Here is a 22,657-nt window from a genome sequence, read left to right as displayed (position 1 = left end):
CGGCTTCGATTTTCGGAAGGGATCAGGTGCCCAATCAAATGCTACAGCGTCCTTTGCGCGCCCGAAAGGACACGCGGCCACTGCCGGCGCTAGATGGACGAAATGTCAGTAGCCGATCAAGCGAAAAATCCTGAGCCAGCGGGTAATTGGAATTGATCACCAATCGCCGATTGTCGCCTGGATCAGCGCCAGTGCCGCCACCGCCGCCGTATCCGCTCGCAGGATGCGCGGCCCGAGCGGAATCGCGGTAACGAAAGGCAGCGCTCTCAGCATCCTGCGTTCCTCGTCGGAAAAGCCGCCCTCCGGTCCGACCAGCAGACCGAGCTTTCTCTCCCGCACCACCTGCAATGCCGGCAGGGGATTGTTGGTCGATGCATCCTCGTCGCAGAAGATCAGCCGCCGCTCGCGGTCCCAGCCTGCCAGCAGGCGTTCGAATTTCTCCGCTTCGCGCAGCTCCGGCACCGCCAATATGCCGCATTGCTCGGCCGCCTCGACGACATTGGCGCGCAGGCGCTCGATGCCGGGTTTTGCCACTTGTGTATGCTGGGTGATGACCGGCTGCAGGATGCCGGCGCCCATCTCCACCGCCTTTTGCACGAGGTAGTCGAGCCGCCCTTGCTTCAGTGGCGCGAAGCAATAGACGAGATCGGGCAACGGCGGCTGCGGCCGCTGCAATGCCAGCAACTTCAGGCGCAACGCCTTCTTCGACTTCGTGGCGATCGCCGCCGACCATTCGCCGTCGCGGCCGTTGAAGACCAGAATTTCGGCGCCTTCGCCGAGCCGCAGCACGTGCGAGAGATAATGGCTCTGCTGCGGGCCGACGTCGAACTCAGCATCAGGTCCAAGTTCGTCCGGCACGAACAGCCGCTGCATCTTGTAATTGGCGCGCATCGCCGAGGAATGCGGCAACGTCACCCTCGGCGTCAAGCCTCGGCGGAAGGATGCCAGACAGGCTCGTAGCCTTTCTGCAGCACCGAAACAGTTGTCGCCGGCGTGAGCATGCCGATTGGACCGTCGGTAAAACCGCCGAACCCCACCGGCTCGCCATAACCGCCGAAACTCCAGGGCAGCGCGGCGCCATCAAACAGGGCGTACGCCCTGTTTCCTGACGAGATCATCGTGCCGTCCGGCAAGTCCGCAAGCGCTTCCGGTTCCAGTCTCGTCGCCCGCCCGCCCGATGCCAGCCGCTCCTTGTGCAGGCGCTTGTCGAGCTGCGGCGCACGTGGCTCGGCAATGCCGAAGGCGTCGCCGAAACGCCGGACAAAATCCCTGGCCCGCTCGCGCCGGCAGAAGAAGCAGGGCCGGTGGCCGGCGGCAAGTGCCGTCACCTCGTCGAGGAAGAACAGCTCGGTCCAGCCGGCCTTGCCGCCAGCCCGGTTGCGCCCCATCGGCTCGCGCCGCACGTTGCCGAATTCGCAGACGCAGATGATCCAGGCTTGCAGCGCCCAGCGCTTCCTCAACAGCGTTCTCGTCTCGGGGTCGTGAATGATGCCGCGATTGCCCATGAACAGGCCGCGCTCCGGCACGGCATGGATGGCGCCGAACGGATCGACCCGGTTTTGCAGTGGCATAGGCGTTCCCTGTTGGCTGCAATGCTGGTGCCATGATATCGCTCGTTGCATCAATTTCATGTCAGCAGGTTTCGATGCGGGTCTTGGTTGTCCAGAACTTCGACAATGAGGGCCTTGGCCAGATCGGCGCGGCGCTTGTCGAGGCGGGCGTCGATATCGACCTGCGCCGTCCCTACTGCGGCGACGCGCTGCCGCAAGATAGCGGCGGGCATGACGCCATGGTGGTGCTCGGCGGCGCGCAGAATGCGCTGGACGACGAGCTCTGTCCTTATTTTCCGGGCCTGCTCGACCTGACGCGCGACTTTGCCGAGAGGGATCGCGCGGTGCTTGGTATCTGCCTCGGCAGCCAGTTGGTCGCGCGCGCCTTTGGCGGCGAGAACCAGATCGGCGCCGCATCGGAGTTCGGCTGGCACGAGGTCGCGCTCACCGCGGCGGCGCAGGCCGATCCGGTGCTCGCCGCCTTGCCCGAAAAATTCCCGATCTTCCAGTGGCACGACGACACCTTTGCCTTGCCCGAGACTGCCGTGCGGCTGGCCGGCAATGCCGTCGCCGAGAACCAGGCGTTCCGCATCGGCCGCGCCGTCTACGGCTTCCAGTTCCATTTCGAGGCCGACCGGCCGATGGTTCGCGACTGGAGCACGTCCTTCGCACCGCTGATCGCCGAACGCCAACCGGATTGGGCCGTCCGGCTCGACGACGAATTGGCCCGCAACGGACCGCAAGCCGATGCCGCCGGCCTGGCCATCGCCCGCGCCTGGGTGGCGACGATCTGACGGCCCATATAGTCGACGTATTTGGCGACGTTGCATATTTGGCACGCGGCGGCAAATCCGCCGGGGATAACGCGTTTCATCCTTGGCCTGTGTCTGTCCGCCAGCCTAAAAGGCGCCCGCTCTGCATCTTGCGTGCAACCGCGATGAACCTTTCCTGTGACCCGCGCGACACACCGCCGATACAGAACATGCCTAGAAGCGCGAAACCGTCAGACATTTGCGACGTATTTTGCGTTTCAACGCATTGGTAACCCGCTCGTGCCTAGATGCAGGAAGCTCAACAAGAGATGACGTCCGTGAAAGCAGCCTTTTTGTCCTTTGCCATGTTGTCGGCCATCGTCTTGTGCGGCCTCGGCATTTATTCCGCCGACGCGGCCAACGACCACAATGCCGTCGACGGCTACGGCGTCACCGCCGCGCTTCGCTAGACCCTCTGCACATAACTCCACGCCTTACCTATGCCCGCTCACCCGTCACTGTCAGGATATGCTTGTCCGCGCCGTCCACCACGAGCGCGGTGAGGTTTCCCGACTGCCAGGCGAGCGTGTCGACATTGACGCGGTTGCCGGTGATCTCGGGCTTGGGCACCGGCGTATGACCGTGCACCACGATCTTCGGATGGAGGCCGGTGTGGTCGTGGAAGACCTCGCGGATCCAGATCAGGTCCTGCCGGCTCTGGTTTTCCAGCGCAATGCCGGGCCGGATACCGGCATGGCAGAAGAAGAAGTCGCCGAATGTCACTGAAAAGGCCAACGAGCGCAGAAATTCGAGATGGTTCTGCGGCACGGCCTCGATCAGCGCGGCATGGCCTTGCCGAAGCGTCTCCGCCTTGCCGAACCAGTAGGCGTTCGCTGTCAGCGCGACACCATAGGACAGCGCCGTCTGGATGCCGCCATAGCGCATGAACAGACCGTCCGGATCGGGGACATCGAGAAAATCGAGGAAGCCGACATCATGGTTCCCGGCCAGCATCAGGTGACGTGGATCGCGTTTTTGTGCGTCGATCAGGAAATCGATGACGCCCTTGGAGTCAGGGCCCCGGTCGACATAGTCGCCGAGATGGATCACGCGCCAATCGGCAGCAGGCTTCCACTCCAGTTCGCTCTCGATCCGGCGGTGCATGGCGGTCAGCAGGTCGAGCCGACCGTGCACATCGCCGATCGCATAGAGGCGCATACCTTCCGGTCCGCGCGCGTCGAAAAAATTGATGCCGGGCTCCGTCAATGCCTACGTCGCCTCCGTGATCATGCCGTCACGGGACTTTAGCGCCGAAGCTGATCCTTGCCCATGTCGGTGACCAGACGCTTTCCGCACAGAGCCAGCGTTATGTCCATCTCCTTGCGGATGATTTCCAGCGCCTTGGTAACCCCTTCCTTGCCGAGTGCGCCGAGGCCGTACAGGAAAGGCCGGCCGATATAGGTGCCCTTGGCGCCGAGGCACAGCGCCTTGAGCACGTCCTGGCCGGAGCGGATGCCGCCGTCCATATGCACCTCGATCGTGTCGCCGACGGCATCGGCGATCTCTTCGAGCGCCATGATCGATGACGAGGCGCCGTCGAGCTGGCGGCCGCCATGGTTGGATACGATGATCGCGTCGGCGCCCGTTCTGGCGGCCATCAGCGCATCTTCCTTGTCGAGTATGCCTTTCAGGATCAGCTTGCCGCCCCAGCGCTCCTTGATCCAGGCGACGTCCTTCCACGACAGATGCGGATCGAACTGCTCCTTCGTCCACGACGACAGCGAGGCGAGGTCGCCGACGCCCTTGGCATGGCCGACGATGTTGCGGAAGCTCCGGCGCTTGGTCCCGGCCATGCCGACGCACCAGCGCGGCCTGGTCGCCATCTGCCAGAGGTGCTTCGGCGTCATCCGCGGCGGCGCCGAAAGCCCGTTGCGGATATCCTTGTGGCGCTGACCGAGGATCTGCAGGTCGAGCGTCAGCACCAGCGCCGAACATTTCGCCGCTTTTGCGCGATCGATCAAATCGAAGACGAAGTCCTTGTCGCGCAGCACATAGAGCTGGAACCAGAACGGCTTCCTGGTCACCGACGCGACATCCTCGATCGAGCAGATGCTCATTGTCGACAGCGTGAACGGCACACCGAATTCTTCCGCCGCCTGGGCCGCCAGCATCTCGCCGTCCGGATGCTGCATGCCGGTCATGCCGGTCGGCGCCAGCGCCACCGGCATCGCCACCTTCTCGCCGATCATGGTCGATTCCAGCGAGCGGTTGTCCATGTCGACAAGCACGCGCTGGCGAAACTTGATCTTCTGGAAATCCTCTTCGTTGGCGCGGTAGGTGCTTTCGGTCCAGGCGCCGGAATCGGCGTAATCGAAGAACATCTTCGGCACGCGGCGGCGCGCCAGGTCCTTGAGGTCGGCGATGGTGAGAATGCTGCTCATGGATCTTTTTCCGCTGGTTCTTCGCTGGTTCGTCGTTGAATTTTCTGGGCGGTGCCTACGGCTGTTTTCTTGCCGGCTCACCGCCACCGGGCTCGGAGCGCTGCCTGAGCCTCAGCCGCGACACGCGCTGCCAGTCGCCGCTGCGCTCGGCCTCGGCCATCGACCGTTCGACGTAGGAGATGTGGTCCATCGCCGCCTGCCGCGCCGCAGCCGGATCGCCGGCCTTGACCGCCGCATAGATTGCCCGGTGCTGCCAAAGCAGCGCCTCGCGCGCGCCCGGCACATTGAACACCAGCCGCCGGTTCTGGAACACGCCTTCCGACAGCAGCCGATAGCAGGAGCGCAGTGTGTGCAGCAGGATGATGTTGTGCGCGCATTCGCAGATCGCGTGATGGAACTCGATGTCGATTTCCGCCTCGTCGTCGAAATTGCCGGTCCGGTGCGCCTCGTCCATACGTGCCATGATGCGGTCGAGCAGCGCCAGATCGTCCGATGTGGCACGCCGCGCCGCATATTCCGCCGCCACCGCCTCGATCTCGCGGCGGTACTCCAGATAGTCGGTCACCGCTTTGCGATGCATCGAGATCAGGTCGGTCACCGGCTTGGTGAACAGCTGGCCGATGACATCGGCGACATGGGTGCCGCCGCCTGGCCGTGTGGTCAACAGCCCGCGCCCTTCCAAGGCTTTCAAGGCATCGCGCAGGATCGGCCGCGACACCTCGAACTGGCGCGCCAGTTCGCGTTCGCCCGGCAGCCGGTCGCCGGTGCGCAGGACGCCTTCGAGGATCAGGCTCTCGATCTGCTGCACCACCTCGTCGGCGGTGCGCGAATGCTCGATCCGGGAGAAAATGTCGCTCAAACGGGATGCCTGGGGGTTGAACCGATGCCGCGCAAGATAAAGCCGGCGTCGCCAACTGGTCAAATTATTTATCCAATTCGCCGTGGCCGGGTCCGTTTCACAGCCGCGGCTTCATATCAGGTTGAGCTAAACTGGCCGTTTGCGCCCTCTGGAGATTGCCTCTAGAGCAACCAGGAAAAGTGTGAAACGGTTTTCCGTCCGGAATTGCGCGGAATCAAAGAGATAGAGCGGTCGGCGTTTCCGTGAAACGATGGACCGCCCTAGAGGGACATCATTGCCAAAGGGCTCAGGGAAGCCCCGGGGACCAGCCGTGCCAGACGCCGACCCTTCCAACCTCGAATTCCAGCTGCGCGCCAAAGCCGTGGGCGGCACCGTCATGGGCCTTCCCGCGCATGAAGGTAGGCCGGGCGCGCTCGGCGAGGTCCACGCCCGGCCGCAGCCGCTGGTCGAAAAGCCGCGCGTGCTGGTGCAGCTTTCCTTCATGACCGAAGCTGGATCCGGGATCGATCAGGCCGTGCTTTCCGAATTGTCGCGACGCCTCGGCATCGCCGCGCCCGACCCTCACGCCCGCCACCACGCGATGAAATGGGGCAAGGGCTCGCTGCGCTGGGAACGCCACACGGAATTCTCGACCTATCTCTGGGAAGGGCCGCTCGCCGAAAACGGCAGGGGGCAAGAAGACACACCGTTCGGCAACGGGTTTTCGCCGCCGGGCACGGTGATTTCCGGCATCAGGCTGGAGATCCGCAAATGGACGCCGGCGAACGAAAAACTGATCGCCGGCTTCGACCCGACCAGCCTGTGCTATTCGCTGGTCGAGCGCGGCAACGCGGCCATCGTCACCGATTTCCGTCAGGATGGCGACGGCTTGACCCGCATGCTGGTGCTCGACCGCGGCCTGACCCCGGCGCGCACCGGGGCACTGTCGCAGCGGCTGATCGACATCGAGACCTACCGCACGCTGGCCATGCTTGGCCTGCCGCTGGCCCTGACGCTGTCCGGTCGCGCCCGCCGCATCGAAGACAGGCTGGCCCAGACCACGTTGGAAATGAAGGTCGCCGAGACCCGCGACAGCCAGACGCTACTTGCCGACTTGACCGAACTGGCCGCCGAGCTGGAGGCCGATGCCGCCTCCAGCCTCTACCGCTTCGGCGCCAGCCGCGCCTATGACGGCATCGTGCGCGAACGGCTGGAGGCGCTCGACGAAGAGGTGGTGCCCGGCTACGACACCTGGGGCGGTTTTCTGCAGCGCCGCGTGGCGCCGGCGATGCGTACCTGCCGTTCGGTCGAGGAGCGTCAGGCCAACCTGTCGACGAAGCTCACCCGTGCCACCACACTGCTGCGCACCTGGGTCGACGTCGAGGTCGAGAAGCAGAACCGCGATCTTTTGGCATCGATGAACAATCGCGCCCGCCTGCAATTGCGGCTGCAGCAGACGGTGGAGGGGCTCTCGGTCGCCGCGGTTTCCTACTATGTCGTCGGCCTCATCGGCTACGTCGCCAAGGGCGCCTCGATCTTCGGCCATGCCTTCGCGCCGGAAATGGTCACCGCCGCCTCGGTGCCGCTCGCCATCGTGCTCGTCTGGTGGGGCGTGCGCCGCGTCCGCCGCATGCACTCCGAACCAGGCAAGCAGCCGGGCGAGTAATGTGGGGCGCAGCGGCAGATTGCCGCTGCGGAAGGCTGTCTCGGCCATAGGCCTCTCATCGCGGCCAAAGCGGCATTTGCAACCGACCGCGGTCGCTGGTAAAAGATTTTTACCAGTCGATCGAAGGAGGCTGTCGATGTCCGGCCTTGCCATGCCGAAACCAGACGACACCACGATGCGCCGGCGCGACGAGATCGTCGCCGATATGCGCATCATGGTGCCGGGCGAGGGCGTCGTCGACGCCGCCAATGCCATGCGCGCCTTCGAGAGCGACGGGCTCACCGCCTACCGGCAATTGCCGCTGGTCGTGGTACTGCCGCAAACCGTGGCGCAGGTCTCGCGCGTGCTGAAATATTGCAGCGACCGCAACATCCGCGTCGTGCCGCGCGGCTCCGGCACCTCGCTCTCCGGCGGTGCGCTGCCGCTCGAAGACGCGGTGCTGCTGGTGATGAGCCGCTTCAACCGCATCATCGAGATCGATTTTCAGAACCGCGTCGTCGTCGCCCAGCCCGGCGTCACCAATCTCGGCATCACCACCGCCGTCGAGCAGGAGGGTTTTTATTACGCCCCCGATCCATCCTCCCAGATCGCCTGCTCGATCGGCGGCAATGTCGCGGAAAATTCCGGCGGCGTGCACTGCCTGAAATACGGTCTCACCGCCAACAATGTGCTCGGCATCGAGATGGTGCTGATGAATGGCGAGGTGGTGCGCCTCGGCGGCAGCCATCTCGACGCGGAAGGCTACGACCTGCTCGGCGTCATGACCGGCTCCGAAGGACTGCTCGGCGTCGTAACCGAGGTCACCGTACGCATCCTGAAGAAGCCGGAGACGGCGCGTGCCCTGCTGATCGGTTTCGCGACCAGCGAGCAGGCCGGCCAATGCGTTGCCGACATCATCGGCGCCGGCATAATTCCGGGCGGCATGGAGATGATGGACCGCCCGGCCATCCACGCCGCCGAGGATTTCGTCCAGGCCGGCTATCCCCTGGATGTCGAGGCGCTGCTGATCGTCGAGCTGGACGGGCCGGGTGTCGAGGTCGATCACCTGATCGGCCTGGTCGAAGCCATCGCCTATAGGAACGGCTCGACCATATGCCGCATTTCGCAATCGGAGCAGGAGCGGCTGAGCTTCTGGGCCGGCCGCAAGGCGGCTTTCCCGGCGGTCGGCCGCATCTCGCCCGACTACTACTGCATGGACGGCACCATCCCGCGCAAGGAACTGCCGCGCGTGCTCGCCGGCATGCGCGAGCTGTCGGAGAAATACGGGCTCGGCGTCGCCAATGTCTTCCACGCCGGCGACGGCAATCTGCACCCGCTCATCCTCTACGACGCCAATGTGCCGGGCGAACTCGGCAAGGCGGAAAGCTTCGGCGCCGACATATTGCGGCTCTGCGTCAAGGTCGGCGGCGTGCTGACCGGAGAGCACGGGGTCGGCATCGAGAAGCGCGACCTGATGCCGGAAATGTTCAACCAGATCGACCTCGACCAGCAGATGCGCGTCAAATGCGCCTTCGACCCCAACCATCTTTTGAATCCCGGCAAGGTCTTCCCGCAATTGAGGCGATGCGCCGAGCTCGGGCGGATGCACGTGCATCGCGGGCAAGTGGCGTTTCCGGACATTCCGAGGTTTTGAGTGATGCTTCGCTTCTCAACGTCGGCGTTCCCTCGCGCCCCCCTCTGTCCTGCCGGACATCTCCCCCACGAGGGGGGAGATTGCCCGTCATTTTCGCTTTCGCCAATCGCCAACGCTGCTGAACGAGCGCCAGCGGCGAAGCTGCCAATCTCCCCCCAAGTGGGGGAGATGTCCGGCAGGACAGAGGGGGGCGCGAAGGATCGCGGCATTTTTGCCAGCGGCGCCACCGCATGACCTCCTTCACCCCATCAACCGCCGCGGAAACCCTCTCCACAATCGCCTGGGCGGCCGCCGAAGACTCGCCGCTCGAAATCGTCGGCCACGGCTCCAAGCGCGGTATCGGCCGGCCGCAGCAGAGTGAGCATACGCTCGACCTTTCCAGACTCTCCGGCGTCATGCTTTACGAGCCGGCCGAACTGGTGCTGTCGGCAAAAGCCGGCACGCCGCTGGCCGAAATCGAAAGCCTGCTTGCCGAAAACTGCCAGCAACTTGCCTTCGAACCGATGGATTACGGCCCGCTGCTCGGCGGTGAGCCAGCGCGAGGCACGATCGGCGGCGCACTCGCCGCGAACCTTTCCGGCCCGCGCCGGCTGAAGGTGGGTGCTGCGCGCGACCATATCCTCGGCATAGCGGCCGTTTCCGGGCGCGGCGAGGCTTTCAAGTCGGGCGGCCGCGTCGTCAAGAACGTCACCGGCTACGATCTGTCCAAGCTGATGGCCAACAGCTGGGGCACGCTGGCGGTGCTCACCGACGTCACCTTCAAGGTGCTGCCTGCTGCCGAGACCGAAGTCACGCTCGCCATCCGCGGCCTGCTCGACGATCACGCCGCTGCCGCCATGGCGCTGGCGCTGGGTTCCAGCGCCGAAGTGTCGAGTGCTGCCCATCTTCCCGAACGGGTCGCAGCTAGGGTCGCTGGCGGCAGTCTCGGCAGCGATGCCGCGACGCTGCTGCGCATCGAGGGTTTCGGGCCGTCGGTCGCCTACCGCATCGCCGCGCTGAAAAACCTGCTGAAAAACGCCGGGCCGCTGCAGGAGATTTCCGGTTCGGTCTCGTACTCGGTCTGGCGCGATGTCCGCGACTGCGCGCCGTTTGCCGATGGCAGCGAAAGGCCGGTGTGGCGCGTCTCGATGGCGCCGTCGCGGGGCCACCAGATGGTGCTGGCGCTGCGCATGCAGGCCCCGGTCGATGCCTTCTACGATTGGCAGGGCGGGCTGATCTGGCTGCGCATGCAGCAGGACGATCCCGAGGCTGGCCTGTTGCGCGGCCTGATCAGAAGACACGGCGGCGGCCATGCGACGCTGGTGCGCGCAACTCCTTCGCACCGCGCCGCCGTGCCGGTGTTCGAACCGCAAGCGCCGCAACTGGCAGCACTGTCGGGCGCGGCTGAAGGCTGAATTCGACCCGAAGAATATCCTCAATCCCGGCCGTATGGCGCCGGGCGCAAGCTCTGCTACTCTCGCGCCGGCAACCGAGGGAGGAGCACAATGAGCGATCCAGGCCAAAACGGTACGTCACGCCAGACCGACCGCTGGCTGGAGCCCGGCCCGACCAACGCGCTGGTCATCTACATCCTCTATCTCGCCGGCCTAGCCATCGGCGTCAGCGGTATTGTCGGCATAGTCCTGGCCTATATCAATCGCGGCAAGGCCGGCGGCTTCGTCGAAAGCCACTACACATTCCTGATCCGCACCTTCTGGATCGGCCTGCTCTATGCACTGATCTCGGCGCTGCTGATGATCGTGGTCATCGGTGTCGTGCTGATGGTTGCCGTCGCCGTCTGGTTCATCGCCCGCTGCATTCTCGGCCTGCAGGCGCTGCAGCGCGGCGAGGCGGTCAAGAACCCGGAAAGCTGGTTTCTGGGATTATGAGCATGATCCCCAAAACTGGGTACCGGTTTTGGGAAAAGATCAAGCTCAAAGGGTAGGGATTCGTTTACGTGCAGACCAATTTCTCAGCTGCCCAGCTCGCCGATCCGCATGTCGCGGAATCGGAGAAGATCCTGCGCAAATGCGTGCATTGCGGCTTCTGCACCGCCACCTGCCCGACCTATGTGACGCTCGGCAACGAACTGGATTCGCCGCGCGGCCGGATTTATTTGATCAAGGACATGCTGGAAAACGGACGACCGGCCGACAAGCAGATCGTCACTCATATCGACCGCTGCCTGTCCTGCCTCGCCTGCATGACTACCTGCCCGTCGGGCGTCAACTACATGCATCTGGTCGACCACGCCCGCGTCCATATCGAGGAGACCTACAAGCGTCCGCTGGCCGATCGCCTGACACGCGCCATGCTGGCCTTCGTGCTGCCCTATCCCTCGCGTTTCCGCGCGGCGCTCAAGCTGGCGAAGCTCGGCCAGCCATTCGCCGGCCTGTTTGAGAAAATCCAGGCATTGAAGCCTTTGGGCGCGATGTTGAAGCTGGCCCCGGCGTCGGTCCCGGAAGTCTCGCCGATGGCCTCGCCGGGCGTCCATGCCGGGCAGGGCGCGAAGAAAAATGGCCGCGTCGCCATCCTCACCGGCTGCGCGCAATCCGTGCTCGATCCCGGCATCAACGACACGACGATTTCGCTGCTGACCCGGCTTGGCGTTGAGGTCGTGGTGCCCGAGGGCGAGGGCTGCTGCGGCGCGCTGGTGCATCATATGGGGCGCGAGGACGCTGCCTTGGCGTCGGCCCGACGGAACGTCGACGCCTGGACGCGCGCCATCGAGCAGGGTGGACTCGACGCCATCGTCATCACCGCATCCGGGTGCGGCACCACCATCAAGGATTACGGCTTCATGCTGCGCCTCGATCCGGCCTATGCCGACAAGGCCGCGCGCGTGTCGGCGCTGGCCAGGGACATCACCGAATATCTGGCAAGCCTCGACCTGCCCGAGCCGGTCCGCAAGCCGGGCACCATCGTCGCCTATCACTCAGCCTGCTCGATGCAGCACGGCCAGAAGATCACTCGCCAGCCGAAGGAGCTTCTGGCCAGAGCCGGCTTCGTCGTGCGCGAGCCGCGCGAAGGGCATCTGTGCTGCGGTTCGGCCGGCACCTACAACATCCTGCAGCCCGGGATTTCGGCAACGCTACGCGACCGCAAGGTCGGGAATATCGAGGCGACCGGTGCCGAAATCGTCGCCACCGGCAATATCGGCTGCATCACCCAGATCGCTTCTGCCGCCAAGCTGCCGGTGGTGCATACGATAAAGCTGCTCGACTGGGCCTATGGCGGGCCGAGGCCCGAAGGCGTTCGCGAAGAGAGGGCGGTTGTCGCAGCCGAGTGATGCGCCAGTCGCCTACTCCGCCGCCAGCCTGTCCGCTATGCCGTAGGTGGCCTGGTAGCGGGCGCGCTGGCGGCTGAGCGCTACCATCGTGTTGCGCAGCAGGATCGCCACCGTGATCGGGCCGACGCCGCCCGGCACCGGCGTGATCCACGACGCGACATGCCTGACGCTCTCGGCATCGACGTCGCCGACGATGCGGCTCTCGCCGTCCGGCCCGATTTCCGAATTGATGCCGATATCGATGACGGCGGCGCCGGGCTTGACCATGTCGGCCTTGATCAGCCGCGGCTTGCCGACTGCGACGAACAGCGCGTCGGCGCGGCGTGCGTGTGCCGCCACCGAGCGCGTCATGTGATGGCAGACGGTCACCGTCGCGCCTTCGCTCATCAAAAGGAAAGCGATCGGCTTGCCGACGATCTCGGAATGGCCGACGACCACCACTTCGAGCCCCTTGAGGTCGAGCCCGGTTTCCCTGAGCAGTTCGACCGAGGCGGCGGCGGTGCAGGGCGCCAGGTCGAGCTGGTTGTAGACGATGTTGCCGATCGAGGCCGGATGCATGCCCTCGACATCCTTGAGCGGATGCACCGCCGCCTGCAGGGTCTTGATCGGGATGTGCACCGGCACCGGCCGCTGGATGATGATGCCGGTGACGCGCGGATCGGCGTTCAGGCCGTGGATCGCCGCTTCGAGTTCGCCGGCGGTGATGTCGGCGCGAAAACGCCTTTCCTCGAAGCCGATGCCGGCCAGCCCCGCCTTGGCGCGCTGGTTGCGGACATAGACATCGACCGCCGCGGTGTCGCCGACGGTGATCGACACCAGCTTGGGCGGAAAACCTTCGGCTGTGGCGATCGCCGCGTCTTCGCGCACGCCGGCGATAATGCGTTGGGCAACCGGGCCGCCCTTGAGATAGCGGCTGTCATCGGAGAGGGACATCGGGATGGGGCCTTTATCTGGATTTTAGCCGCCACATAGCAAAGCAACGGCGAAAAGGCAGCGCGAAAAGCGAACCGCTATGCCGGTCGCGCGACGTGCTGGCGAAATCTTCCCGTCAATTCTTGCTGGCGCTGGCGGAAACAAAAAGGGCAGCACGGCTTGCCGCGCTGCCCTTTCGTGACTGGCCGCATCCCCACACGGCCCGTCCCCCGTTATTTATTCATCTGGCCTCAGAAAGCCAAAGCTAATGTCTTTCTAGACCAGGTGATTCGTTACCGCAACTATATCACCACCACCGTTGTTCCGATATTCACGCGTTCGTAGAGATCGACGACGTCCTCGTTGCGCATGCGGATGCAGCCCGACGATACCGCGCCGCCGATTGTCCAGGGCTGATTGGTGCCGTGGATGCGGTACTCGGTCGAGCCGAGATAGAGCGCGCGTGCGCCGAGCGGGTTTTCCATGCCGCCGGCGAGATAGGTCGGCAGATAACGGCCCTTGGCGGCTTCGCGGGCGATCATCACCGCCGGCGGCCGCCAGTCCGGCCAGACCCGTTTGTTGGTGATCTTGTGGGTGCCCGACCATTCGAAGCCCGGCTTGCCGGTGCCGACGCCATAACGCCGCGCCTTACCGTTCTTCCCGACCAGATAGAGGAAATTCTCTCGCGTATCGATGACGATCGTGCCCGGCTTCTGCGGGCCGTCATAGGCGACTTCCTGCGGCAGATAGATTGGGTCGATCTGCGGCCGCATCACCATGCGCCTGGCCGGCGCCCGCACCGCTGCGGTGCGCAGCTGATCGGGTTCGGCCAGCCGCCGGTAGCGCCGTTGCGGCTGCGCCTCTTGCCGGCTCTGCCGCACGATGCCCGGCGCATGGCCGAGCTGCAGCACCCAGGGCGCCGAAAGATCTGGGCTGACCACCACCGGCGGCCTCTCGGCATAGCGGTCGTTGGCATTGGCGGCGCCGGCCGCAAGCACGGCCGCGGCGCCGAACAGTGGGAACAAGAATGTCTTCATCGCAACGCACCTTGATCGTCGAACATGCCGGGGTGCAAAGCCTCCCCGATTTCGCCGACATTGGGCGCGAAGCGGCAACCGAAACATGAATCGGAATGCGTAAAATGCCGATCTGTCAGTAAAGCTTTTGGTGTGGTTACCGCCCGGTTCAGGAATCTGGTAAAGCCGCGGTAAAGGCCGCGTCAAAACGCGTTAACGCCAAGACACGAACGGAATTCCGCCATGGATGAAAAGACAGGTCTGCTTGCCGGTCCCGACGGCATCGCCCGCTGCTTCTGGCACGGCAACCTGCCGGATTATCTGCACTACCACGACCACGAATGGGGCCGGCCGGTCGCCGACGACCGCCGCCTGTTCGAGAAGATCTGCCTCGAAGGTTTTCAGTCGGGCCTGTCCTGGCTGACCATATTGCGCAAGCGCGACAATTTCCGCGAGGCGTTTGCCGGCTTCGATGTCGACAAGATCGCCGCCTTCACCGACGCCGATGTCGAGCGCCTGCTCGGCAATGCCGGCATCATCCGTCACCGCGGCAAGATCGTTTCGACCATCAACAACGCCAAGCGCGCCCACGAACTCATCGACGAGGCCGGCTCGCTGGCCGCCTGGTTCTGGAAGTTCGAGCCCGGCCCGCACGACCGGCCCGAGATCGTCGACCTCGCGCATTTGCGCGCCAATCCGACGACGGCCGTCTCGGTCCGCATTTCGAAAGAGCTGAAGAAGCGCGGCTGGAGCTTTGTCGGCCCGACCACCGTCTACGCCTTCATGCAGGCGATGGGGCTGGTCAACGACCATCTCGAGGGCTGCGTCTGCCGCGAGCCGGTCGAGGCGGAACGGAAAGCGTTCAAGCGGCCGAAATAGCGGCTCAGGCGCCGCCGGCGCCGGCGAGGAAAAACCCGGCGAGGATGGCCGCCAGCGCGGCGAACACCGGATAGATCACCAGCAGGCCGGTCATCAGCACGTCGCGCATCGTCGGCCCGCTGCGCTGTTGCGCCGCGACCTCGAACGGTCCGGCGATTTGCTTCGTCTTCGGCGCATAACCATCGGCCGGCCGCAGCCGGACCGATGCGTCGCGTGCGCCGCTATCGATGATGTCGAACTTCTGTAGCGTGGCCATGGCCCCGAACCCTTGTTTCGGCGTGCTTATCGGCCCGGATTGTGTCGGCACGATGCCGCGCGCATGGCGCAATTGTTTCAGCTTCTTTTTCTTGCCTTCTCGCGCAGGGGGAGCAGGGAGAAGCGCAAACCCTTGCCTTCTCCGGGCTGCATCGGTAGGACACGCCGACCCGAAATAAGTCACCGTTTACATAGCAAAGTACCCATCCCATGGCCGACAAATCCGAAAAGATGAAAGCGCGGCTGCCGCGCGGCTTTGTCGACCGCGGCGCCGACGATCTGCGCGCCGTCGAGAAGATGATGGCGAGGATACGCTCGGTCTTTGAGCTTTACGGTTTCGAGCCGGTCGACCAGCCGCTGATCGAATACACCGACGCGCTCGGCAAATTCCTGCCCGACCAGGACCGGCCGAACGAGGGCGTGTTCTCGTTCCAGGACGATGACGACCAGTGGCTGTCGCTGCGCTACGACCTGACCGCGCCGATGGCGCGCTTTGTCGCCGAGAATTTCGAGCGCCTGCCGAAACCCTATCGCAGCTATCGCTCCGGCTGGGTGTTCCGCAACGAGAAGCCCGGTCCCGGCCGCTTCCGCCAGTTCATGCAGTTCGATGCCGACACGGTCGGCACGCCGGGCGTCGCCGCCGACGCCGAGATGGCGATGATGATGGCCGATGTGATGGAGGCGCTCGGCATCAAGCGCGGCGATTACGTCGTCCGCGTCAACAACCGCAAAGTGCTCGACGGCGTGCTCGAGGCGATCGGCCTTGGCGGCGACGAGAACGCTGGCCGCCGGCTGCAGGTGCTACGGGCGATCGACAAGCTGGACAAGCTGGGCGTCGAGGGGGTTCGTCTGCTTTTGGGCGCCGGGCGCAAGGACGAGAGCGGTGATTTTACCAAGGGTGCCGGGCTGGGTAACGCGCAAATCGATGTTGTGATCAGCTATTTCACGGTCATGGCGCAGCATGATCCCGAACAAATTGTCCAGACACTGGGATCTATCACCCCAGGGCTCAGCAATCTTGTCGAGGAAAGGAAACTCGAACATCTGGGCATAACGAATGCCTCGTTTGTTGAGGGTCTTGCGGAGTTGGAGCAGATAAGAACCATGGTCGCACAAAGCGGCTACGGTGAGGATCGCATTCGCATCGATCCCTCCGTCGTGCGTGGCCTCGAATATTACACCGGCCCGGTCTACGAGGCCGAGCTGCTGGCCGAGATCCCCAACGAGGACGGCCAGATCGTGCGCTTCGGTTCGGTTGGCGGCGGCGGCCGTTATGACGGTCTCGTCTCGCGCTTTCGCGGCGAGCCGGTGCCGGCGACCGGTTTTTCGATCGGCGTCTCGCGGCTGATGACGGCGCTGAAGAACCTCGGCAAGCTCGATACTTCCGATGTCATCGCGCCGGTCGTCGTGCTGACCATGGACAAGGACACGGAAAGCCTCGGCCGCTACCAGAAGATGGTGGCCGAGCTGCGCGCCGCCGGCATCCGCTCGGAAATGTATCTCGGCGGCGCCGGCATGAAGGCGCAGCTGAAATATGCCGACCGCCGCGGCAGCCCGGTCGCCGTCATCCAGGGCGGCGACGAGCGCGCCAAGGGCGAGGTGCAGATCAAGGACCTGATCGAGGGCGCGAAAATGTCGGCCGAGATCGCCGACAACGCCGAATGGCGCGCCGCACGGCCGGCGCAGGTGACGGTGGCGGAGAGCGACCTGGTCGCCGAGGTGAAGAAGATACTGGCGGCGCAGGCCGAGGAGCGGGCGCGTGGCAAGTAGGGCGCCGCTTCCTTCTCCCCTTGTGGGAGAAGGTGGCCGAGCGAAGCTCGGTCGGATGAGGGGTGTTCCAGGGAACGCCGACGCCTCATTTCTTCCGGCACCCCTCATCCGTCTTGGCGCGTCGCGCCAATCCACCTTCTCCCACAGGGGGAGAAGGGAAGGTGGCGTTTTATGACCTCCCGCCCCGCCATCGCATCCGACATCACCAAGCTCTTCGCCGCGCGCAACACCCATGCGGTCGAGGTCGCTGTGCTGCAGCCGGCCGATCCGTTCCTCGACATGGCCGGCGAGGATTTGCGCCGCCGCATCTTCCTCACCGAAAGCGAGACCGGGCAGACGCTTTGCCTGCGGCCGGAATTCACCATTCCGGTCTGCCTCGACCACATTGCCAGCCAGGCCGGCACACCGCGCCGCTATTCCTATCTCGGCGAGGTGTTTCGCCAGCGCCGCGAGGGCGGCAACGAGTTCTTCCAGGCCGGCATCGAGGACCTTGGCGACCGCGACACGGCCGCCGCCGACGCACGTTCGCTGGCCGATGCGCATGCGCTGCTGTCGCTGGTGCTGCCCGGCCGCGAGCTGGCGGTGACGCTCGGCGACCAGACCATTTTCGAGGCGGTGCTGGCCGCCCTTGGCCTGCCGCGCGGCTGGCGCATGCGGCTGGCGCGGGCCTTCGGCTCGGCGCCGATGCTGGAGGCGGCGCTTGCCGACCTCGCCAATCCGCCGCGCAACAGCCAGCTCGCCGGCGCGGTCGCCGCCCTTGTCCTTGATGGCGATCTGGACGGTCTTTCGGCGCATATCGCCGGCGGCATGGAAGAGGCCGGCCTGTCGGCAACGGCCGGGCGTTCGCCGTCCGAGATTGCGCGGCGCCTGATCGAGAAAGCCGAACTGCGCAGCGTACGGCTGTCGAACGAGGCATTCGCGGCACTAAAGAGTTTCCTGGCGATCGACGTGCCGCTCGACAGCGCCGCCGGAGCGCTCGAACGATTTGCAGCCGATGCCGGGCTTTCGCTGGGGGCTGCGCTGGAAAATTTCGCAGCCCGCGCCGCGGCCATAGAGAGCCTCGGCCTGCCGATGTCTGAAATCAGCTACGACGCCGCCTTCGGCCGGCCGCTCGATTACTACACCGGCCTGGTCTTCGAGATCGCGGCGCAGGATGGCGACCGGCCGCTGGCCGGTGGTGGCCGCTACGACCGGCTGCTGACGCTGCTCGGCGCCAAAACGCCGATCCCTGGCGTCGGTTTTTCCGTCTGGCTCGACCGCATCGAGGCGCTGCGGGAGACGGCGCCATGATCACGCTGGCGATCCCGTCGAAAGGCCGGCTCAAGGAGCAGGCGCTGCAGGTGCTGGCCAAGGCCGGGCTTGCCGTCAGCCTGCCCGGCGACGAGCGCAAATATCGCGCCCGCATCGATGGCATGGACGGCGTCGAGATAGCGTTCCTGTCTGCCTCGGAGATATCAGGCGAAATCGGTCAGGGATCGGTCGATCTCGGCATCACCGGCGAGGACCTTTTGCGCGAAAACCTCGCCGATTGCGAGACGCGCGCCGAAATCATCGCCCGCCTCGGTTTCGGCAATGCCGATGTCGTCGTCGCCGTGCCCGACATCTGGCTCGATGTCGACACTATGGCTGACCTCGACGACGTCGCCGCCGATTTCCGCCAGCGCCACGGCCGCCGGCTCAGGATCGCCACCAAATACTGGCGCCTGACCCAGCAGTTCTTTTCGCAAAAGCACGGCATCCAGGTCTACCGCATCGTCGAAAGCCTGGGCGCCACCGAAGGCGCGCCGGCGGCCGGATTGGCCGATATCGTCGTCGACATCACCACGTCAGGCGCGACGCTGCGCGCCAACCATCTCAAGGTGCTAGCCGACGGCCTCATCCTGCGCTCGCAGGCCTGCCTCGTCGCGTCGCGGAAGGCGCGCGCTGCGGCCGACGAAGCGACTTTGCGCGATGTTGCGGCCAGGATGGCATCGGTGAATTCAGGCTGACGTCGCCAATCTCCCCCCTTGAGGCGGAGATGTCGCCGAAGGCGACAGAGGGGGTCGGTACGTCTTGACGCGACTCTCCTAACGGACAGAACAGGCAGGTGCTCCACGCGAGACGACCCCCTCTGGCCTGCCGGCCATCTCCCCCTCAAGGAGGGAGATTGGCAGCTTGGCCGCTGGCACCGACCTGACGCGATTTTCTTGATGTACAGCAATTTTGTTCTTGCTTTGTGCCGGCAGCTATGCTACTAATCTCGCTATGGTGCCAATTGGCCCTGAGGACCCGCCCGCCGAGGCGGGTTTTTTATTTTCGGCCCTTACAGGCGAGTTCCCACCCAGCCCTACCATCGGCGGGATTTCCACCACCCCGCCGGGCTGATAGGCTCGTTCTGTCTGCGGAGGACACGGCGATGCCGATCAATCTCGACGAGTTGAAGAATGCCAGCAATTTGCGCTCCAAGCGCGATGGCGGTTCGTTCATTGCGCCGGTCGACGGCACGGCGCATGTCTCGGGCGAGCGCAGCGTGCCGCTGCTCAACCTGACCATCCCGGGGCTGTTTGCCGATACGGTCGGCAAATACGGCACGCTCGATGCCGCCGTCTTCGTCGAACAGGACAAGCGCTTTACCTGGGAGGAACTGTCGGAGACGGTCGATGCGCTGGCCGCCGGCTTCCTGGCGCTCGGCCTCGAGAAAGGCGATCGCGTCGGCATCTGGTCGCCGAACCGCTGGGAATGGCTGGTGACGCAATTCGCCACCGCCCGCATCGGCCTGATCCTGGTCAACATCAACCCGGCCTATCGGTTGGTCGAGCTGGAATATGCCTTGAACAAGGTCGGCTGTAAGGCGCTGGTCACCGCCGCCACATTCAAGAGCTCCGACTATCTCGGCATGATCGAGACGCTGGCGCCGGAGATCGCCAAGGCCACCCCTGGCAAGCTCGACGCCAACAAGCTGCCGGCGCTGAAGACCGTCATCCGCATGGACGAGGAGAATTCGCCGGGCATGTTCAATTTCGCCGACGTGCTGGCGATGGCCGGACGCGACGAGCATGACAAGCTCGACCGGATTTCCGCGGGGCTGAAACCGGACGACGCCATCAACATCCAGTTCACCAGCGGCACGACCGGCGCGCCCAAGGGCGCGACGCTGACCCACAACAACATCGTCAACAACGGCAATTTCGTCACCTCGGCGATCCGGCTCACCGTCGACGACCTGCTGTGCGTCCCGGTGCCGCTCTATCATTGCTTCGGCATGTCGATGGGCACGATGGGCTGCGTCACCAAGGGCGCGACCATGGTTTTCCCCAGCGAAGGCTTCGATGCCGGCGCCACGTTGAAGGCGGTGGCGACGGAACGCTGCACCGCGCTTTACGGCGTGCCGACCATGTTCGTCGGCCTGCTCGACCATCCGGAGTTCGCCTCCTTCGATCTCACCAGCCTGCGCACCGGCATCATGGCCGGCTCGCCATGCCCGATCGAGGTGATGAAGAAGGTGGTGTCGCTGATGCACATGGCAGAGGTGACCATCGCCTACGGCATGACCGAGACCAGCCCGGTGTCGTTCCAGAGCAGCGTCGACGATCCCCTGGAAAAGCGCGTCTCGACCGTCGGCCGCGTCCATCCGCATGTCGAGGTCAAGGCCATCGACGCCGAAGGCGCCACCGTCGCGGTCGGCGCGCCAGGCGAGCTCTGCACGCGCGGCTATTCCGTGATGAAGGGCTATTGGGACGATGAGCAGAAGACCCGCGAGGCGATCGACGCCGACGGCTGGATGCACACCGGCGACCTCGCCACCATCGATGCCGAGGGCTATTGCAACATCGTCGGCCGGGTCAAGGACATGGTCATCCGCGGCGGCGAGAACGTCTATCCACGCGAGGTCGAGGAATTCCTCTATCGCCACCCCAAGGTCAAGGAGGTGCAGGTGTTCGGCATTCCCGACCCGAAATACGGCGAGGAGCTGTGCGCCTGGATCGTGCTGAAGCCCGGCCAGATCACCACGGAGCAGGAGATCAAGGCCTTCTGCGCCGGCCAGATCGCCCATTTCAAGATCCCGCGCTACATCCGCTTCCGCACCGAATTGCCGATGACGGTGACCGGCAAGCCGCAGAAATTCCTGATGCGCCAGGCGATGGTCGACGAGCTGGGATTGGTGACGCAGAAGACGGCGTGAGGGCGAGGCGCTTCAGGCTTTCGCAGGGTTCGCAGGAGGGGCTTGCCCAGAAGGGACTTGCAAAAGGGGCTTGCGGAAGGGGCTTGGAATGAGTGGTCTCGCAAGATCGGCGGTTTCGTACGGCATGCCGTTGGCCGCGCTGGCGATGGCTGGCGCGGTCAGAGCCAGCGGGGTGTCGGTGGACGAAGGGTCGCTGGGCACCAGGATATTCATCGGCGCGCTGTCGAGCGCGATCATGTTCATCACCATTTTCGTGGTGCTCGACCACGCCGAGGCGGTGGCCCGGCGGGTAGGCGAGCCGTACGGCACGTTGGTGCTGACCATCGCCGTGACGGCAATCGAAGTGTCGATCATCGTTTCCATCATGCTGCACGGCGCGAACAACCCGACGCTTGCCCGCGAATCCGTGTTCTCGACGGTGATGATCACCTCCACCGGCGTCGTCGGCATGTGCCTGACGTTTGGCGGCTGGCGCCATCGCAAGCAGGCGATCATCCGGCAAGGGACCAGCGCCTATCTGGCGGTGCTGGTCGCGCTGAGCGTCATGACGCTCATTCTGCCGACCTACACGCGAACCACCGATCCCGGCACGTTTTCGGCGGCCCAACTTGGCTTCGTCAGCGTCCTTTCAGTGCTGCTCTATGCCGGTTTTCTGTTCGCGCAGACTGTCCGACACCGCGACGATTTCATCGACGCACAAGCACATGGCGCCGCGGTGCGGGCCGACGCCCGCGAAAGCATCGCCGCCGGCGCTCTGCTCCTGCTGATCGGGCTGATCGGCATCGTCATGCTGGCCGAGCAGGTCGCCGCCAGCGTCGAGGACGCGCTCGTCGCCTACCAGGTGCCGCAGGCCGACGCCATTGTCGGCGCAATGATCTCCGCGCTGGTTCTGATGCCGGAGGCCATTTCGGCGGTTCGCGCCGCACTCAACAACGAGCTGCAGCGCGGCCTGAACGTCGCCATGGGTTCGGCCTGTGCCACAATCGGCCTGACAATACCGGGCATAGCCGCCGCCAGCCTGCTGACCGGAAGAGGCCTGACGATGGGGCTGCCGGCGACCGACACGGTGCTCTTGGTCCTGGCGCTTTTCATATGCAATGTAAGCTTCAGCACGGAAAGAACGACGTTTCTGACTGGGTTGGTGCATCTGGTGGTGTTTTTTACTTGGGTGTTTTTGATATTTGTGCCGTGAGGGAGGCATGGGGGCAGGCAGATACTGACGACTGTTCTCGACCGAGCAGCCACGCGTTTCCGCACTGAGTTGCGAAGTAGGCAATCCGCAGAAGTTCCCGATGAGGCGATGGTCGAGAGTTGGGGTGGTGACGGCAAAGACGGCTTGAGGGGCGGGCGCCAATTTGTCTCCTTTGCGCCATGGGCGGACGCTTAGTATCGAGGCCTTGAACGTCTCGATCTGTGATGGGTTTCGGATGCCGGCCGTCTACTGAGATGGCGTGGCTCGAGGCCGGCGTCCGGAAGCCTCCAGGGAAGGAACCCGCGGGGTGGAGATTTCGGTTT

General features: G+C 64.6%; 20 protein-coding genes and 1 pseudogene. 13 read left to right on the top strand and 8 right to left on the bottom strand.

Annotated elements, in window-relative coordinates; genetic code table 11:
- Positions 1–156 precede the first annotated feature (156 nt).
- Positions 157–891: a 16S rRNA (uracil(1498)-N(3))-methyltransferase gene (locus tag NKI59_RS24580; protein ID WP_352707559.1), complete on the bottom strand. Its 735-nt coding sequence runs from the start codon at positions 889–891 to the stop codon at positions 157–159.
- 32 nt (positions 892–923) lie between these two features.
- A complete protein-coding gene (locus NKI59_RS24575; RefSeq protein ID WP_352707451.1) occupies positions 924–1,571 on the bottom strand; it encodes a hypothetical protein in 648 nt (215 codons plus the stop codon).
- Positions 1,572–1,645: 74 nt separating this feature from the next.
- On the opposite strand from NKI59_RS24575, the gene NKI59_RS24570 reads away from it, so the two are divergent.
- Positions 1,646–2,344 carry a type 1 glutamine amidotransferase gene (locus tag NKI59_RS24570; protein ID WP_352707449.1) on the top strand — a complete coding sequence of 233 codons (699 nt, stop codon included), beginning with the start codon at positions 1,646–1,648 and terminating at the stop codon, positions 2,342–2,344.
- 296 nt (positions 2,345–2,640) lie between these two features.
- Complete coding sequence (locus NKI59_RS24565; RefSeq protein ID WP_352506917.1) at positions 2,641–2,772, top strand: hypothetical protein; 132 nt, start codon at positions 2,641–2,643, stop codon at positions 2,770–2,772.
- Between the two features lie 28 nt (positions 2,773–2,800).
- On the opposite strand, the gene NKI59_RS24560 is transcribed toward NKI59_RS24565, so the two are convergent.
- The 3 genes from NKI59_RS24560 to NKI59_RS24550 are packed head-to-tail and all read right to left on the bottom strand — an operon-like array spanning position 2,801 to position 5,602.
- The gene (locus tag NKI59_RS24560; protein ID WP_352707447.1) at positions 2,801–3,568 is read right to left on the bottom strand and encodes a metallophosphoesterase; all 768 of its coding nucleotides are present in this window, start codon (positions 3,566–3,568) and stop codon (positions 2,801–2,803) included.
- A gap of 38 nt (positions 3,569–3,606) precedes the next feature.
- Complete coding sequence (locus NKI59_RS24555; RefSeq protein ID WP_352707445.1) at positions 3,607–4,743, bottom strand: alpha-hydroxy acid oxidase; 1,137 nt, start codon at positions 4,741–4,743, stop codon at positions 3,607–3,609.
- Positions 4,744–4,798: 55 nt separating this feature from the next.
- A complete protein-coding gene (locus NKI59_RS24550) occupies positions 4,799–5,602 on the bottom strand; it encodes a FadR/GntR family transcriptional regulator (protein WP_352707443.1) in 804 nt (267 codons plus the stop codon).
- A 310-nt stretch (positions 5,603–5,912) separates the two neighbouring features.
- Between NKI59_RS24550 and NKI59_RS24545 the strand changes: the two genes are divergently transcribed.
- From NKI59_RS24545 to glcF, 5 genes and pseudogenes are all read left to right on the top strand, one after another.
- A complete protein-coding gene (locus tag NKI59_RS24545) occupies positions 5,913–7,247 on the top strand; it encodes a DUF3422 family protein (RefSeq protein WP_352707440.1) in 1,335 nt (444 codons plus the stop codon).
- A 136-nt stretch (positions 7,248–7,383) separates the two neighbouring features.
- Positions 7,384–8,880, top strand: a complete 1,497-nt coding sequence (locus NKI59_RS24540; RefSeq protein WP_352707438.1) for an FAD-linked oxidase C-terminal domain-containing protein — start codon at positions 7,384–7,386, stop codon at positions 8,878–8,880.
- Between the two features lie 230 nt (positions 8,881–9,110).
- Positions 9,111–10,368: pseudogene (locus NKI59_RS24535) on the top strand (FAD-binding protein).
- Positions 10,365–10,748 (top strand): DUF4870 family protein, encoded by a 384-nt coding sequence (locus tag NKI59_RS24530; protein ID WP_352614815.1) that lies wholly within the window; start codon positions 10,365–10,367, stop codon positions 10,746–10,748. Before NKI59_RS24535 ends, NKI59_RS24530 begins: the two are co-directional and overlap by 4 nt.
- 68 nt (positions 10,749–10,816) lie before the next feature.
- A complete protein-coding gene (glcF, locus tag NKI59_RS24525; RefSeq protein WP_352707435.1) occupies positions 10,817–12,148 on the top strand; it encodes a glycolate oxidase subunit GlcF in 1,332 nt (443 codons plus the stop codon).
- A gap of 12 nt (positions 12,149–12,160) precedes the next feature.
- Here glcF and NKI59_RS24520 read toward each other — a convergent pair whose 3' ends face one another.
- Positions 12,161–13,081, bottom strand: a complete 921-nt coding sequence (locus NKI59_RS24520) for a bifunctional 5,10-methylenetetrahydrofolate dehydrogenase/5,10-methenyltetrahydrofolate cyclohydrolase (RefSeq protein WP_352707433.1) — start codon at positions 13,079–13,081, stop codon at positions 12,161–12,163.
- Between the two features lie 281 nt (positions 13,082–13,362).
- The gene (locus NKI59_RS24515; RefSeq protein WP_352707431.1) at positions 13,363–14,097 is read right to left on the bottom strand and encodes a L,D-transpeptidase; all 735 of its coding nucleotides are present in this window, start codon (positions 14,095–14,097) and stop codon (positions 13,363–13,365) included.
- Between the two features lie 222 nt (positions 14,098–14,319).
- Here NKI59_RS24515 and NKI59_RS24510 point away from each other — a divergent pair, with 222 nt between their 5' ends.
- Positions 14,320–14,955: a DNA-3-methyladenine glycosylase I gene (locus NKI59_RS24510; RefSeq protein WP_352707429.1), complete on the top strand. Its 636-nt coding sequence runs from the start codon at positions 14,320–14,322 to the stop codon at positions 14,953–14,955.
- Between the two features lie 4 nt (positions 14,956–14,959).
- Here NKI59_RS24510 and NKI59_RS24505 read toward each other — a convergent pair whose 3' ends face one another.
- Entirely contained in the window at positions 14,960–15,211 is a 252-nt protein-coding gene (locus NKI59_RS24505; RefSeq protein WP_352707427.1) for a hypothetical protein, read from the bottom strand.
- A 209-nt stretch (positions 15,212–15,420) separates the two neighbouring features.
- Here NKI59_RS24505 and hisS point away from each other — a divergent pair, with 209 nt between their 5' ends.
- From hisS to NKI59_RS24480, 5 genes are all read left to right on the top strand, one after another.
- On the top strand, positions 15,421–16,980 hold the full coding sequence (hisS, locus tag NKI59_RS24500; RefSeq protein ID WP_352707425.1) for a histidine--tRNA ligase: 1,560 nt from the start codon (positions 15,421–15,423) through the stop codon (positions 16,978–16,980).
- 171 nt (positions 16,981–17,151) lie between these two features.
- A complete protein-coding gene (locus NKI59_RS24495; protein WP_352707423.1) occupies positions 17,152–18,270 on the top strand; it encodes an ATP phosphoribosyltransferase regulatory subunit in 1,119 nt (372 codons plus the stop codon).
- Positions 18,267–18,968, top strand: coding sequence for an ATP phosphoribosyltransferase (gene hisG / locus NKI59_RS24490; protein ID WP_352707420.1), 702 nt, complete (start codon positions 18,267–18,269; stop codon positions 18,966–18,968). Before NKI59_RS24495 ends, hisG begins: the two co-directional genes overlap by 4 nt.
- Before the next feature lie 407 nt (positions 18,969–19,375).
- Positions 19,376–21,142 (top strand): AMP-binding protein, encoded by a 1,767-nt coding sequence (locus NKI59_RS24485; RefSeq protein WP_352707418.1) that lies wholly within the window; start codon positions 19,376–19,378, stop codon positions 21,140–21,142.
- 88 nt (positions 21,143–21,230) lie between these two features.
- The gene (locus tag NKI59_RS24480; RefSeq protein WP_352707416.1) at positions 21,231–22,334 is read left to right on the top strand and encodes a calcium:cation antiporter; all 1,104 of its coding nucleotides are present in this window, start codon (positions 21,231–21,233) and stop codon (positions 22,332–22,334) included.
- The last annotated feature ends 323 nt before the right edge of the window (positions 22,335–22,657 follow it).

This window comes from Mesorhizobium sp. M0598 (assembly GCF_040320865.1).
Lineage (GTDB): Bacteria > Pseudomonadota > Alphaproteobacteria > Rhizobiales > Rhizobiaceae > Mesorhizobium.
Note: the sequence above shows the minus strand (reverse complement) of the source record. Positions and strands in the feature narration are given on the sequence as shown.

Coding starts and splice junctions, on each gene's coding strand:
- NKI59_RS24580 (WP_352707559.1), bottom strand. CDS start 891: ATGCGCGCCAATTACAAGATGCAGCGGCTGTTCGTGCCGGACGAACTT.
- NKI59_RS24575 (WP_352707451.1), bottom strand. CDS start 1,571: ATGCCACTGCAAAACCGGGTCGATCCGTTCGGCGCCATCCATGCCGTG.
- NKI59_RS24570 (WP_352707449.1), top strand. CDS start 1,646: ATGCGGGTCTTGGTTGTCCAGAACTTCGACAATGAGGGCCTTGGCCAG.
- NKI59_RS24555 (WP_352707445.1), bottom strand. CDS start 4,743: ATGAGCAGCATTCTCACCATCGCCGACCTCAAGGACCTGGCGCGCCGC.
- NKI59_RS24540 (WP_352707438.1), top strand. CDS start 7,384: ATGTCCGGCCTTGCCATGCCGAAACCAGACGACACCACGATGCGCCGG.
- NKI59_RS24530 (WP_352614815.1), top strand. CDS start 10,365: ATGAGCGATCCAGGCCAAAACGGTACGTCACGCCAGACCGACCGCTGG.
- NKI59_RS24520 (WP_352707433.1), bottom strand. CDS start 13,081: ATGTCCCTCTCCGATGACAGCCGCTATCTCAAGGGCGGCCCGGTTGCC.
- NKI59_RS24515 (WP_352707431.1), bottom strand. CDS start 14,097: ATGAAGACATTCTTGTTCCCACTGTTCGGCGCCGCGGCCGTGCTTGCG.
- NKI59_RS24510 (WP_352707429.1), top strand. CDS start 14,320: ATGGATGAAAAGACAGGTCTGCTTGCCGGTCCCGACGGCATCGCCCGC.
- NKI59_RS24505 (WP_352707427.1), bottom strand. CDS start 15,211: ATGGCCACGCTACAGAAGTTCGACATCATCGATAGCGGCGCACGCGAC.
- hisS (WP_352707425.1), top strand. CDS start 15,421: ATGGCCGACAAATCCGAAAAGATGAAAGCGCGGCTGCCGCGCGGCTTT.
- NKI59_RS24495 (WP_352707423.1), top strand. CDS start 17,152: ATGACCTCCCGCCCCGCCATCGCATCCGACATCACCAAGCTCTTCGCC.
- hisG (WP_352707420.1), top strand. CDS start 18,267: ATGATCACGCTGGCGATCCCGTCGAAAGGCCGGCTCAAGGAGCAGGCG.
- NKI59_RS24485 (WP_352707418.1), top strand. CDS start 19,376: ATGCCGATCAATCTCGACGAGTTGAAGAATGCCAGCAATTTGCGCTCC.
- NKI59_RS24480 (WP_352707416.1), top strand. CDS start 21,231: ATGAGTGGTCTCGCAAGATCGGCGGTTTCGTACGGCATGCCGTTGGCC.